13 protein-coding genes are annotated in these 13193 nt (G+C 65.9%); 9 read left to right on the top strand and 4 right to left on the bottom strand.

Annotated features, from left to right (window positions below; genetic code table 11):
* Window positions 1-179: 179 nt before the first annotated feature.
* Window positions 180-584 (top strand): low molecular weight phosphatase family protein, encoded by a 405-nt coding sequence (locus AB0M65_RS05350; RefSeq protein WP_364021753.1) that lies wholly within the window; start codon window positions 180-182, stop codon window positions 582-584.
* A gap of 62 nt (window positions 585-646) precedes the next feature.
* Here the strand turns inward: AB0M65_RS05350 and AB0M65_RS05345 are convergent, their stop codons facing one another.
* Window positions 647-1384, bottom strand: coding sequence for a methyltransferase domain-containing protein (locus tag AB0M65_RS05345; protein ID WP_364021750.1), 738 nt, complete (start codon window positions 1382-1384; stop codon window positions 647-649).
* A 210-nt stretch (window positions 1385-1594) separates the two neighbouring features.
* Here AB0M65_RS05345 and AB0M65_RS05340 point away from each other — a divergent pair, with 210 nt between their 5' ends.
* The 3 genes from AB0M65_RS05340 to AB0M65_RS05330 are packed head-to-tail and all read left to right on the top strand — an operon-like array spanning window position 1595 to window position 3866.
* On the top strand, window positions 1595-2611 hold the full coding sequence (locus AB0M65_RS05340; protein WP_364021747.1) for an ATP-binding cassette domain-containing protein: 1017 nt from the start codon (window positions 1595-1597) through the stop codon (window positions 2609-2611).
* Window positions 2608-3468 carry an ABC transporter permease gene (locus AB0M65_RS05335; protein WP_364021744.1) on the top strand — a complete coding sequence of 287 codons (861 nt, stop codon included), beginning with the start codon at window positions 2608-2610 and terminating at the stop codon, window positions 3466-3468. Before AB0M65_RS05340 ends, AB0M65_RS05335 begins: the two co-directional genes overlap by 4 nt.
* 14 nt (window positions 3469-3482) lie before the next feature.
* Window positions 3483-3866 (top strand): YciI family protein, encoded by a 384-nt coding sequence (locus AB0M65_RS05330; RefSeq protein ID WP_364021741.1) that lies wholly within the window; start codon window positions 3483-3485, stop codon window positions 3864-3866.
* Between the two features lie 70 nt (window positions 3867-3936).
* On the opposite strand, the gene AB0M65_RS05325 is transcribed toward AB0M65_RS05330, so the two are convergent.
* Both AB0M65_RS05325 and AB0M65_RS05320 read right to left on the bottom strand, forming a co-directional pair.
* A complete protein-coding gene (locus AB0M65_RS05325; RefSeq protein WP_364021738.1) occupies window positions 3937-4227 on the bottom strand; it encodes a DUF1905 domain-containing protein in 291 nt (96 codons plus the stop codon).
* 25 nt (window positions 4228-4252) lie between these two features.
* Window positions 4253-5812, bottom strand: coding sequence for a GMC family oxidoreductase N-terminal domain-containing protein (locus AB0M65_RS05320; protein WP_364021735.1), 1560 nt, complete (start codon window positions 5810-5812; stop codon window positions 4253-4255).
* 153 nt (window positions 5813-5965) lie between these two features.
* Here AB0M65_RS05320 and AB0M65_RS05315 point away from each other — a divergent pair, with 153 nt between their 5' ends.
* From AB0M65_RS05315 to AB0M65_RS05305, 3 genes are read left to right on the top strand one after another with little or no spacing between them, the layout of a single operon-like run.
* Window positions 5966-7321 (top strand): aspartate aminotransferase family protein, encoded by a 1356-nt coding sequence (locus AB0M65_RS05315; RefSeq protein ID WP_364021732.1) that lies wholly within the window; start codon window positions 5966-5968, stop codon window positions 7319-7321.
* Window positions 7318-8535 carry an epoxide hydrolase family protein gene (locus tag AB0M65_RS05310; RefSeq protein WP_364021729.1) on the top strand — a complete coding sequence of 406 codons (1218 nt, stop codon included), beginning with the start codon at window positions 7318-7320 and terminating at the stop codon, window positions 8533-8535. The genes AB0M65_RS05315 and AB0M65_RS05310 overlap by 4 nt, the downstream gene beginning before the upstream one ends.
* Window positions 8528-9355, top strand: a complete 828-nt coding sequence (locus AB0M65_RS05305) for an alpha/beta hydrolase (protein ID WP_364021726.1) — start codon at window positions 8528-8530, stop codon at window positions 9353-9355. The genes AB0M65_RS05310 and AB0M65_RS05305 overlap by 8 nt, the downstream gene beginning before the upstream one ends.
* Window positions 9356-9700: 345 nt before the next feature.
* Here AB0M65_RS05305 and AB0M65_RS05300 read toward each other — a convergent pair whose 3' ends face one another.
* Window positions 9701-10021, bottom strand: a complete 321-nt coding sequence (locus tag AB0M65_RS05300; RefSeq protein ID WP_364021723.1) for a hypothetical protein — start codon at window positions 10019-10021, stop codon at window positions 9701-9703.
* Between the two features lie 200 nt (window positions 10022-10221).
* Here AB0M65_RS05300 and AB0M65_RS05295 point away from each other — a divergent pair, with 200 nt between their 5' ends.
* Window positions 10222-11625 carry an FAD-binding monooxygenase gene (locus AB0M65_RS05295; RefSeq protein ID WP_364021720.1) on the top strand — a complete coding sequence of 468 codons (1404 nt, stop codon included), beginning with the start codon at window positions 10222-10224 and terminating at the stop codon, window positions 11623-11625.
* Window positions 11626-11658: 33 nt separating this feature from the next.
* Window positions 11659-13125 carry an MFS transporter gene (locus AB0M65_RS05290; RefSeq protein WP_364021717.1) on the top strand — a complete coding sequence of 489 codons (1467 nt, stop codon included), beginning with the start codon at window positions 11659-11661 and terminating at the stop codon, window positions 13123-13125.
* Window positions 13126-13193: the final 68 nt, after the last annotated feature.

The following is a 13193-nucleotide window of genomic DNA, read 5'->3' as shown; positions in this document are numbered from 1 at the left end:
TTTTCCACGCACTGCGAAAGTGTGGCAGTGGCCATAAAACACACTCTTCTCCCATACTGCGAATGGGACGAAATGATGAGGTTCTCCTCGATTGCCACCCTTTTCGTCATACCGGGGCAATGACGATTTCACGGGTAACCTCGGTACGAGGACACGGACCGAGGAAAGTGGGCGGGAAGATGACGGATATCCTGTTCGTCTGCGTGCACAACGCGAGCCGATCACAGATGGCCGCCGCATTGCTGAAGCATCACGGGTTCGGCAGGGTGACCGTGCGATCCGCGGGCTGCGACCCGGCGGAGAAGGTCAACCCCCTGGTCGCGGGCGCGCTGGCGGAATGGGAGGTCGACATCACCGGCGAGGTGCCGACCCAGGTCACCTATGCGGACGTGGCCGCGGCCGACGTCGTGATCACCATGGGCTGCAAGACATATCCGGTGGCCGAAGGCACCCGCTACGTCGAGTGGGTCGTGCCCGATCCGGAAACCGGGGGAGTCACCGGTATCCGGCCGCTGCGGGACGACATGGACCGCCGGGTCCGCGAACTCCTGGCGTCCCTTGTGGACAGTCCGGCGCACGTCTAGCGGAAACACGAAAGGCCCCTTCCCCCTGGCGAGTGAGGAAGGGGCCTTTCGCATGGCTCCGGTCAGGACTTGACGCCCTGGACTATCAGCCGCTTGGCACGCTTGTCGTACGGCGCGCCGTCGAAACCGCCGTAGGCCTCGATATCGGTGAAGCCGGCGTCTTCGAACAGGCGGCGCAGTTCGGCGGCACTGTAGATGTAGGACTGGATATGCGCGGAACGGGCGACGTCGCCGTCGACCAGCGTCCAGTCGGTGCGCAGCTTCGTCCAGTCGTCGAGGACGCTGTGCCGCATGTACGCGATGCCTTCGGGCTGCGGGAAAGCGTGCGTGCGCCCGATGTTCTTCGCGACGATCTCCTTGCCGTAGACCTCCAGCAGCAGCTTGCCGCCCGGTGCCAGGCTCGTCTGCGCGTTGGTCAGCACCTGGAGGTTCTTTTCGGCTTCGTCGAAGTAACCGAACGACGTGTACATGTTCAGCACGACGTCGAAACCGCCGGGACGGACGAATTCGAGCATGTCACCCTGTATGAATTCGGCCGAAACCCCCGCGTCGGCGGCGGCTTGCTTGGCGCGGTCCAGCACGGGGGCGTTGAGGTCCACACCGGTCACCTGGTAGCCCTTGCGAGCCAGCGGCACGACGAACCGGCCCGGCCCGCAGCACAGGTCGAGTACCCGGGAACCGGCCGGGAAGGCCAGCAACGGCGACTCCCGCACGAGTTCGTCCGCCTCCACCGTCAGGCGCCGCGGCCACATCAGCTCGGAGAAGCCCGACCACAGGCCATCGTCGGAGTACCAGGTCATTTTCCGTCCTCCCTAAGGCACCATCAGGCAATACCGTCGATTCTCTGCCGCCCCGTATGCGAAGCATCTCTTCGACTGCGCGCGAAAAACGCGACAGCACGACAGGAGAAGCGTTCGCGCCCTTGATCGGCAACAATGAAGTCTTCACGTCGCGGTCGTGGCGCCAGGCCGCCTGAAGAGATGTCAGGCGCGAAACCAGAAAGGTTCATCATGGCGAAGGTCCGCGACGGGGATCCAGCGATCGAAGCGTCCGGGTTGACGAAGATATACGGCGAAAAGCGCGCACTCGACGGGCTCGACCTCACCGTCCCCGCGGGGACGGTGTACGGCGTTCTCGGCCCGAACGGTGCCGGGAAGACCACTTCGGTCAAGGTGCTGGCGACGTTGCTGCGTCCCGACGGAGGACAGGCCAAGGTCTTCGGTCACGACGTGGTGCGTGAAGCGGACGCTGTTCGCGCGCGGGTGAGCCTCACGGGTCAGTACGCCTCGGTGGACGACGACCTGACCGGCACGGAGAATTTGATCCTGCTGTGCCGTCTGCTCGGCCACGGCAAGGCGGCCTCGCGGGCACGCACCGAGCGGCTTCTCGACGCCTTCGGGCTGACCGAGGCCGCCGGTCGTCAGGTGAAGAACTACTCCGGCGGTATGCGGCGGCGGCTCGACGTCGCGGCCAGCATCGTCAACACCCCGGATCTGCTCTTCCTGGACGAGCCCACCACCGGACTCGACCCGCGCAGCCGCAACCAGGTATGGGACATCATCCGCGCGGTCGTCAAACGCGGCACCACGGTGCTGCTGACCACGCAGTACCTCGACGAAGCCGACCAGCTCGCCAGCCGTATCGCGGTCGTCGACAACGGCAAGGTCATCGCCGAGGGGACGCCGGGCAAGCTGAAGGCGTCGATCGGCGCCGGTGCGATCCACCTGCGCCTGCGGCACGCCAACCAGCGTACGGACGCGCAGAACGTGCTTTCCCGGTTCCTGGAGCGGCCCACGCTTTCGGAGCATGACGAGGTACTGGTCAGTGCCCGTATCCCGGGTGTCGACGGCGACGCCGGGATGGCCGAGTGGGCTTCCAAGGCCCTGCACGAGCTTTCGCTGCGGGACATCGTCGTCGACGAGTTCTCGCTCGGACAGCCGAGTCTCGATGAAGTGTTCCTGGCATTGACCGATCGCCCCGCGGGATCGGCCTCGGATCACGCCGCCAAGGAGGGGGCGAACCGATGACTTCCACCGTCAAGCCGGCCGAAACGACCGACGCGGCCGAGGAAACCCGGCCTGCCGACGTCGACGCGCTCGACGCGGTGCTGGCGTCGGCCGACCGGCCCAAGCGCCCCAGCGCGCTGTCCGCGTCGCTCACCTTCGGGTGGCGGGCCGCGCTGAAGATCAAGCACCTGCCGGAGCAGCTGTTCGACGTCACGGGCTTCCCGATCATCATGACCGTGATGTTCACGTACCTCTTCGGTGGCGCCATCGGCGGTTCGACCGAGGCGTACCTGGACTACCTGCTCCCTGGCATCCTCGCGATCACCGTCGTGATGATCACGATGTACACCGGTGTCGCGGTGAACAGCGACATCTCGAAGGGTGTCTTCGACCGCTTCCGGACACTGCCGATCTGGCGCCCCGCCACGATTGTCGGCTACCTGCTCGGCGACTTCCTGCGTTACCTCATCGGCTGCGTCGTCATCATCGGTGTCGGCCTGATCATGGGCTACAACCTGGGCAGTGTCGCCGGCACGGTCGGCGCGGTCGCGCTGCTGCTGGTGTTCTCGTTCTCGCTCTCGTGGATCTGGACGTTCCTCGGCCTGTCCATGCGGTCGGAGAAGACCGTGATGAGCGTGAGTATGGTCGCGTTGTTCCCGCTGACCTTCCTGTCCAACGTTTTCGTGCAGCCCTCCACGATGCCGGGCTGGCTCGAAGCCGCGGTCAGCTGGAACCCGATCACCCACCTGGTCACCGCGATGCGGGGCTTGATGAGCGGCAGCCCGGACGCGGGCGAGATCATTTGGGTACTGGTCGCCAGTGCCCTGGTGATCGCGGGCTTCGGCTCGGCCACCATGTGGGCCTACAAGCGGAAGTAAGAAGGGGAAAAAGAATGAAGTACATGGTTTTGCTCTACTCGCACCCCGAGCCGTGGGGTCACCCGGTGGAGGAATTCACCCCTGAGTTCTCGGGGCTTTCCGCGGACGAGCGTAAAAAGCACTTCGCGAATTTCGAAGCACTGCTCGGTCGTTTGCACGAAAACGGCGAGCTGGTCGGCGGAGAAGCACTCGGCGACCCCACCAAAGCGAGCCTGTACACGGTCGAGGGTGGCGAGACGAAGAAGAGCGAAGGCCCGTACTCGTCGACGAAGGATCACCTCGCCGGCTTCTTCCTGATCGAGGCCAAGGATAAGGAGCGAGCCGACGAGATCGCCGAAGAGCTCGTCGCGCCCGGACAGAGTGTCGAGCTGCGGCCGGTCTGGACCGGCGGCGAATAGCCGACGTCGGAAGGGCCGGACCGAGTTTGCCCGGTCCGGCCCTGTTTTGTTTGCCACAGCGTTGACCTGGTCAGGAAATTCGCTTGGTCAGGTGCACGGTGACCTTGTCGCCGATCTCCTTCTGGATGACCTTCCGGAACGGCTTGCGCAGTGGCATCATGTGGATGCCGCCGCCGATCGGCAACATACTCGCCTCGTAGTCGTGGCCGTCCACGGTGCCACTGACCTTGACGGCCTTGCCGGTGCCGAAGAACTCGGCGGAGTCCGGCATGTTCACACACGGCCAGCCGCTGTTGCCGTCGGGAATGACCTCGGCCGTGAACGTCACGTCGATTACGTGTGGTGCTGTCTTCTCAGCCATGTTTTCAAATCTTCCTCGTCGTAGTTCATGCGGTCCAGTGCGGTTCCGCGCCAGGGTGGAGAATCAAATCCGCAGCCTTTTCGGCGATGGCGATGACCGGGGCGCCGGTATTGCCCCGCACGATCGTCGGCATGACGGAAGCATCCACGACACGAAGTGATTCTATTCCAAGAACCCGCAATTGCGCATCCACGACCCGGCCCATGCCACAGGTACCCACCGGATGGTGGCCGGTCAGCACGTTACGCCGGGTGAAAGCGAGTAAATCCGCCTCGGTTTCGGAGGCGGGCGCGGCAATGGCGTCGAGGATGTAGGGCTTGAGCGCGACCTGCCTGGAAAGCTCCAGGCTGATCCGCACCCCTTCGACGGCCATCGCGAGGTCGGCCGGGTCGGCGAGGTAGTTCTGGACGATCTTCGGTTTGGCGGTGGGTTCGGGGCTGAACAGGGTCACGTTCCCCCGGGTGCGCGGCTTCGCCACGGACGCACCGAACGAAAGCGCGTGCCGGGTCGGCGGCGAAAGGAAGCCGTCGGAGATCATCAGTGGCATACAGATGAACTGCAAATCCGGTACGTCGCCGGTGATCGTGACGAACCCGCCGGTCTCCGGGCCGCCGGAGGTGAGAAAGCCGGTCGCGTCACGTTCGTACTGCGCGGCGTGTTCGGGCTCTCCGGCGGCGAGCAGGCTCACCGGCTGGTCGTGCCCGAAGCTCAGCCAGACATGCGGGTGGTCCTGCAGCTGCTGTCCGACGCCGGGCAGGTCGACGACGACCGGGAGCCCGAACGCACGCAGGTGATCGGCCGGGCCGATCCCCGAATGCATCAGGATCTTCGGCGAGTTGTAGGTGCCGGCGCTGATGATGACTTCGCGCTCGGCCCGGATCTCGACGATCTCGTCGAGCCGGTTGCCGACGACCCCGGCCGCCCGGCCGTTCTCGACAAGTACCCGGTGTACCTCCAGATCGGTTTCGACGGTGAGATTCGGGCGGTCCAGCGCGGGACGCAGGAACTCCGAGGAACTACTGGCCCGGCGGCCGTCGCGTTGCGTGACCTGGAACGCGCCGAACCCTTCTTGCGTGGCACCGTTGAAGTCGTGGTTGTGCCGGTAGCCCGCCTCGACCGCGGCGGCGGTGAACGCGGCGGAACTGGGGTTGCCGGTCCGCCCGTCACTGACCCGCAGCGGCCCGCCGACGCCGTGGAACTCGTCCTCGCCGCGTTCATTGTCCTCCGAACGCCGGAAATACGGGAGTATCCCGGCGAAATCCCAGCCGGGCTCGGCCCAGTCGTCGAAGTCGGCGCGGTTGCCGCGGACATAGGCACCGCCGTTCACCGCGCTGCCACCGCCGACCACCCGTGCCTGCGGCAGGTAGACGCGCCGCCCTTCGGCGTGCGGTTCCTGGTCGGTGTCGAAGTCCCAGTCGTGCCGGGTCTTGAAGAACTGCCCCCCGGCGACGGGAATCCGGAAGTTCGGGTGATCATCGGACGACCCGGCTTCCACGAGAACCACGGTGACGGACGGGTCGGCGCTCAATCGGTTAGCGAGGACACAACCGGACGCACCGGCCCCAACCACGACAAAATCGACCATATCGGGAATTTAGCAAGATCGACGGGGGGTCGGTTTCTCCTGGTTTGCGGCAAGATCTCCTGAATCCTGCGGCAATCAGCGAGAAGACCGGTGAGGCCGCCTCACCTAGCGTGGGTCGTGTCTGCTGCCGAATTCCGCGGAGGGAACGCCGAAATGACCATCGCTACCGAGGCGCGAGCGCGTGCGGAATTCGCGGCCACGCTTCAGGCCCTGGACCGCAAGCACCTCATCCATCCGCACCAGAACCCGGCACGGACCGAGCGGAATATTTTCGTCCATGGCAAGGGATCCGTGGTGTGGGACGCCGAAGACGTCCCGTTCATCGACGGGATGGCGGGTGGCAACTGGGTCGTCGCCGTCGGTCATGGCCGCCGCGAACTGGCCGAGGTCGCGGCCACACAGGCGGAGAAGCTGGAGTATTTTTCGCTGTGGCGCGAGTACTCGAACGAACCCGCGATTCGGCTGGCTGCCCGGCTCGCCGAGCTGGCCCCGCCGGGAATGGACAAGGTCCACTTCACCAGCGGTGGTTCGGACGGCACCGAAGCGGCGCTGAAGATCGCGCGGCGGTACCACTTCGAACGCGGCGACACCGAGCGCACCTGGCTCATCGGGCGGCAGTTCGGTTACCACGGAACGACTTTCGCCGGAGCCGCGGTCAGCGGTATGGACGACATGCACTTCGGCGCCGGTGAGGTCATGCCGCATGTCACCAAGGTCAGCCCGCCGATGCTCTCGCATCCGGAGATGTTCGGTGGAGGAGACCCGACGGACTTCCTGTTGCGGGAACTCGAAACCGAGATCCTCCGCATCGGGCCGGAGAAGATCGCCGCGATGATCGGCGAACCGGTGATGGGTGGCGGCGGCGTCATCGTGCCGCCGGACGACTACTGGCCGCGGATCCGCACGCTGCTGACCAAATACGGCATCCTGCTGATCGCCGACGAGGTCATCACCGGATTCGGCCGTACCGGCGAGTGGTTTGCTTCGGCGCATTACAACCCGGACATCATCATCACCGCCAAGGGGATTTCCAGCGGTTACGCGCCGCTCGGCGCCGTCCTCCTGCGGAACGAAATCGGCGAGACCATGGTCGGCAACCCCGAGAAGTTCTTCTTCCACGGGCTGACCTACTCGGGCCACCCGCTCGGAACCGCGCTGGCGCTGGCGAACATCGACATCATCGAACGGGAGAACATCCTCGGCCAGGCCAAGAAGATCGAGAGCTGGTTCACCGAGGGCCTCGACGGCATCCGCGACCTCCCGATCGTCCACGACGTCCGCGTGCACGGCGCCATGGTCGGCATCGAGCTGACCGCGGACCCGGATACCGGGGAGCCGATGCCGTTCGACCGCATGGTCTCCCTCATCGACGACCTGCGCGGCAAGCACCGCGTCCTGACCCGCGACTACGGCCCCACTCTCGTCGTCGGCCCGCCGCTCGTACTGGAAGAGGAACAGGCCGCGGAGATCTCCGCCGCCATCACCGACGTGTTGCGGACCCGGTCATGACTCCGTTCAAAGTGGACATTCCACAGGAAGCCGTCGACGACCTGCGAAGACGGCTCGACGACACCCGCTGGCCTGCCGAGACCCCCGACGTCGGATGGACCCGCGGTGTGCCGCAGGCCTACCTGAAGGAGCTCGTCGAGTACTGGCGCACCGAGTACGACTGGCGCGCCACCGAGGCCAAGATCAACCAGTTCCCGCAGTCGATCACGAATATCGACGGGGCGAACATCCACTACCTGCACGTCCGCTCGCCGGAACCGGACGCCACGCCGATGGTGATGACCACCGGCTGGCCCAGTTCGATCGTCGAGTACCTGGACCTCATCGGGCCCCTGACCGATCCGCGAGCCCACGGTGGCGACCCGGAGGACGCCTACCACCTCGTCATCCCGACGTTGCCGGGCTTCGGGTTCTCCACGCCGCTGACGCGGCACGGCTGGACCGTGCCGAGGATGTCGGAGGTCTGGGGCAAGCTCATGGCCGAAATCGGCTATGAGCGCTATATCGTGCAGGGCGCGGACTGGGGTTCGTTCATCTCCATCATCCTCGCCGCGATGAAGCCCGAGAACGTGCTCGCCGCGCATGTGAACTTCCTCGTGACCCCGCCCGCCGACGCGAGCGACCTCGAAGGCCTCAGCGAGGAAGAGCTCGAACTGCTCGGCCCGTACATGTACCCCGCGCCGGGGTACATGGTCCAGCACGCGACGCGGCCGCAGACGCTGAACTACAGCCTGAGCGACTCGCCGGTCGGGCAACTTGCCTGGTACATCGAGAAGTTCCACGGCTGGTCCGGCGCCGTCGACTCGCCGGAAGAGGTCTTCGACCGGGACGATCTGCTCGCCAACGTGACGCTGTACTGGCTCACCGGTTCCGCGGGCAACGCGGCGCACTTCTATTGCGACAACGCGCCGTTTACCCGGACGTCGGCGACTCCGCATCCGGAACTGGCCGTCGCCGACCCGCGGTTCGAGGAGTACAAGACCTTCGTCGCTCCCCTGCCGCCGATCTCGACGCCGATCGGGATCGCGGCGTACAAATACGACATCATGGAGCCGATCCGCACCTATGCGGACCGGGCGTTCTCCGACATCGTGCAGTGGCGCCGTCTCGACCGCGGCGGCCACTTCCCCGGTCTGGAGGCGCCGGACCTCTTCCTCGACGACCTTCGGAAGTTCAAGCAGGCCTTGCGGAAAAGGGGTTTGGACCATGGCTGAGCAGGCCAACATCGAGAACCTCGACTACGGCAACCGCGAACTCCCGATCGAGAAGGTGAGGTCCGCGGACGGCACCACCATCGCCTACGAGAAGTCGGGCAGCGGGCCACCGGTGATCATCATCGGCGGCGGCCTGAACGAGAAGGCGATGCACGCCGAACTCGCCGAAGGCCTTTCCGAGAGCTTCACGGTGTACAACTACGACCGCCGTGCACGCGGTGACAGCGACGACAACCGCGTCGGACCGTACACAGTGGACATCGAGATCGAAGACCTGGCCGCGGTGATCGAGGCCGCCGGCGGCACCGCCAGCGTCTTCGCGAACTGCACCGGCTCGATGATCGCCGTCCCGGCGGCCGCCCGCGGCGTCCCGATGACCAAACTGGCCATGTACGAACCCCCGTACAGCGGCCCGAAGGTCCCGCCCGGCTACACCGAGCAGCTCAGGGAGCTGCTCGAACAGGACAGGATCAAGGACGCCGTGTCCCTGTTCCTGAAGTGGGACGCGTTGTTCACCGAGGACGAGATCGAATTCTTCTCGACGCATCCGATCTGGCCGGCGTTCGAGGCGATGGCGCATTCGATGCCGTACGACTCGATCCTTTCCGACGACGCGGACTGCGTCCCGGTCGAGGAGCTGGGCGCGATCACCGTGCCGAGTCTCGTACTCGGCGGGAACAAGAGTCCACAGTGGATGAAGGAGATGTGCCAGGCCGTCGCCGACGGGATCCCGCGGGGTGAGTACGTCACCATGGACACCGCCGGGCACCTGATGGACGACACGCTGGGCGCGGAGCTGCTGACGAAGTTCTTCCGCTGAGTTGGATCGTGAGTGGTAAGGGTCGTGAGTGGTAAGGAAAAGGTGGCTTGTCCATGAAGGATTTGGGACACTCACCGTCCCAAATCCTTCATGGACAAGGACTCCTTGAGGGCCACCAGTCCCAACGGCGGCGCGTGAAGGACCCCTTCCCTCGGCTCAGCCGGAGAAACTCGACCTTCACACCTTCCCCAGTACAGGAAGGCCCCCTTCCTGTACCTAGGCGCAAGGAAGGGGGCCTTCCTGTACTTCACGCGAGCAACGCCACAGGTGACGTGTAAGTGCTTAAAGCGGGTGGTTGCGAAAGCCACTTTCGCACCCTTCAACGCGGGCTCATTGATCTGTCTGTCATTTGGTTCCGTTGTGATCACTGGAAAAGCCGTAGGAGCCGATGAGCGTGGCCCCGCTGGGGACCGGTCCTTCCGGAGCCCGCTCGCGAATACCCCGCTGGAACTCGTGGAAAGCGGTCGACGCGGCGAGGGGATTCCCGTCGCCCTCGACGACACCGACGTGGACGAAACTCACCCCGTCGTCGAGCCGGAACGACGCGTAGCTCAGCCCACCGGGCTGATTCAGCGCCAATTCCGTGAATACGGCTTCCACCAGTCGCTGATTCTCACCGGCGGATTCCGGGGTCGTCTGGTAACGGACAACGAACGCCGAACCCATTCCGTGCTCCTTCCTCATCGCGCGGAGGTACACAACGGAAACTACGCGGTCGCCATGCGCCGGAATACCACCGCGAAACAAGCTCGCAACTCCGGAGAAGCCACTAACCAGACCTCGCAAAGTGGGAGAAGAGCACAAGTGGAGGGCGAGCCTAGCGTTTTTCGTATTCGCCCGCACCTGATCAGGAGAGGCACACGCCAATGGGAACGAAAATCGGCGATCACGCCGTCGTGCTCGGGGGCAGCATCGCCGGGATGCTCGCCGCCCGCGTGCTCTCCGACGCCTACCGCCAGGTGACCGTCATCGAACGCGACGACCTCACCGCGGCCGGGACGAACCCGCGGCCGTCGATCTCTTGGGCGATCCACATCCACGCCCTGCTCGAACGCGGGCGGATCATCATCGAAGACCTGTTCCCCGGTTTCGTCGACGACATGATCGCGGCGGGCGTGCCGGTCGGCGACTACGGATCGACTTGTCACTACTACTTCAACGGCGAGATGTTCGCCATCACCGACACCGGGATGGCTTGTGTGGCCGCGAACCGGCCGGTGATCGAGCACTTCCTGCGGTCCCGCACGCTACCCCGCCCCGGTGTCGTCCTGCGTGAGCGGACCGACATCGTCGGCCTGGTCGCGAGCGAGGGCAACGAGCGCATCACCGGTGTCCGCGTGCAGAGCCGTGACGGCGGCGGCGAAGAGGTCATCAGCGCCGACCTGATCGTAGACGCCTCCGGCCGCGGTTCGCGTTCTCCGCGCTGGCTGGAGGAACTCGGGTACGAGAAGGCGCCGGAGGAGAAGGTCCAGATGGACCTGACCTACACGACGATGGACTTCGTCGGCCCGCTGCCGGTGGATCCGCTCGGTGAGGACATCGCGCTCGTCCCGACGGCGACCCCCGGCTTCCCGCGCGGAGGCATCTTCGCGCGCCTGGCCGACCGCTACGCCCTCACCCTCACCGGTATCGCCGGTGACCGGGCGCCGACCGACCACGACGGCTTCCTCGCCTACGCCAAGACGTTGCCGGTCAAGGAGGTCTTCAACGCCATCGAGAACGCCGAGCAGCGCGCACCCGCCGGTTCGTTCCGGTTCCCGGCGAGCGTCCGCCGCCACTACGAGAAGCTGCGCCGCTTCCCCGCCGGGTACCTGATCCTCGGCGACGCCGCCTGCATCTTCAACCCCGTCTACGCCCAGGGCATGACGGTGGCCGCGATGGGCGCGAACGTGTTGCGCAAGCACCTCGGAAAGGGCGTCGACCCGTCGTTCCGCGACTACTTCCGTGACCTGGCGAAGGAAATCGACTCGCCGTGGATGATGTCCGCCTCCGCCGACCTCGGATACGAGACGGTACGCGGGAAGCGCACCCTCGCGACGAAGATCGGCAACGCCTACATGTCGAAGGTGATGGCGGCCGCGGCGAAGGATCCGGTGGTGGCACGCGGGTTCATGCGCACCATCTCACTGATCGACCCGCCGCAGGCGCTGATGAAGCCGTCGATGATGCGCCGGGTGCTGTTCTCCGGTGGCGGCAAGCAGGAAGCCACCGTGACCACCCTTCCCAGCATTCGGACGGACTCCGGCGAGGCCGAGCGTCCCGCGGCTTGATCCACCCTTTCGCCACGAAAGCAAGGAGTTCCGGTGAGTCATCTCCAAGCGGCGGGCGACGCCGTCAGGTTCCGCTGGGCCGCACTGGTCCTGTTGTGCGCGGCCAACTTCGCGGTACTGCTGGATTCGCAGAGCGTCATACTGGCGCTGCCCTCGCTGGCGCCCGACCTCGGGATGTCACCCGCCGACGCGCAATGGGTGCTGAGCGCGAAGCTCATCACCTTCGGCGGGCTGCTCATCCTCGGCGGCCGGGCGGCCGACCACTTCGGCAGGCGCCGGGTGTTCGTGCTCGGCACGGCGCTGTTCCTCGTCGGCTCGGTGCTCTGCGGCCTGGCGTGGAGCCCGGCGGTGATCATCGCCGCGCGGGCGCTCAGCGGGATCGCGGCGGCGCTGATGGTGCCGACGGCGTTGTCGATCCTCATGAACACCTTCCCCGAGGGCAAAAGCCGCAACACCGCCCTCGCGGGCTGGTCCGGGATCGGCGGGATCGGCGCGACGGCGGGGCTGCTCGTCGGTGGACTGCTCACCCAGACCCTCGGCTGGCAGTGGGTGTTCTACGTCAACGTGCCGATCGCGGTGCTGGTCATCCTGCTCGCGCCGGTCCTTCTTCAGGAGAGCCGGGACTCGGGCAAGCGCCGTAGCCAGGACGTCGCGGGCGCGGTGGTCAGCACGCTCGCACTGGTCGCGATCATCCTCGCCGTCGTCCAGGCGCCGGCATGGGGCTGGACGAGCGCGCCGACGCTGATCCTGTTCGCCGTCGCCGCCGGGCTGCTCGCGTTGTTCGTGGCCGTGGAGAAGCGATCGGCGTCGCCGCTGGTGCCACTGGCGCTGATCCGCCGTCCGGCACTCGCGGGTGGCAACCTCGTCACGGTGGCGATGGGGATGGCGGCGTTCGGACTGTCCGTCACCATCTCGATGTACGGCCAGGTCGTCCTCGGCTACAGCCCGCTGGAATTCGGTGTGCTCCAGTCCGTGATGCCGATGCTGGCGTTCGTCGGCGCGTACGCCGGGCAGTCCGTGGTCACCAGGCTGGGTTTCCGGCCGGTCGTCGCGGCCTGTCTGGTCCTGCTCGGTGCCGGCTGCCTGCTGCTTTCACAGGTGCCGGTCAACGGCACCTACGGAGCCGACATCCTGTGGGGCCTGATCGTCTTCGGCCCTGGTCTCGGCGCCGGCATGGCGGCCGCTTCGGTCGCCGCGTTGTCCAAGGTGCCGCAGGCCGACAGCGGTGCGGCGTCGGGGATCAACGTCGCCTCGTTCCAGATCGGTGGCGCGCTCGGCGTCGCCGTGGTCACCTCGGTGTCGACGTCGTTCACCGCCGCGCCTGGCGGGCCCGCCGAATTCACCGCCGGGCTGCGGGCCGCGTTCATCGCGTGCGTGGTCTTCGCCGTCATCGGTCTCGCCGTGACCGCGACGTTGTTGCGGGGTACCAAGAAGCGTCATCTGCACAGCGTCGACGGCCAGGACCGCGACGACCGCGACGACCTCCCGCTTGCCGGCTGACGTTCTCCGCGTGAAGGCCCCCTTCCCTCGGCCATGGGTTGAATGATCAGCCGAGGGAAGGGGGCCTT

It is taken from the genome of Amycolatopsis sp. NPDC051071, from assembly GCF_040682875.1.
Classification (GTDB): Bacteria; Actinomycetota; Actinomycetes; order Mycobacteriales; family Pseudonocardiaceae; genus Amycolatopsis.
Note: the sequence above shows the minus strand (reverse complement) of the source record. Positions and strands in the feature narration are given on the sequence as shown.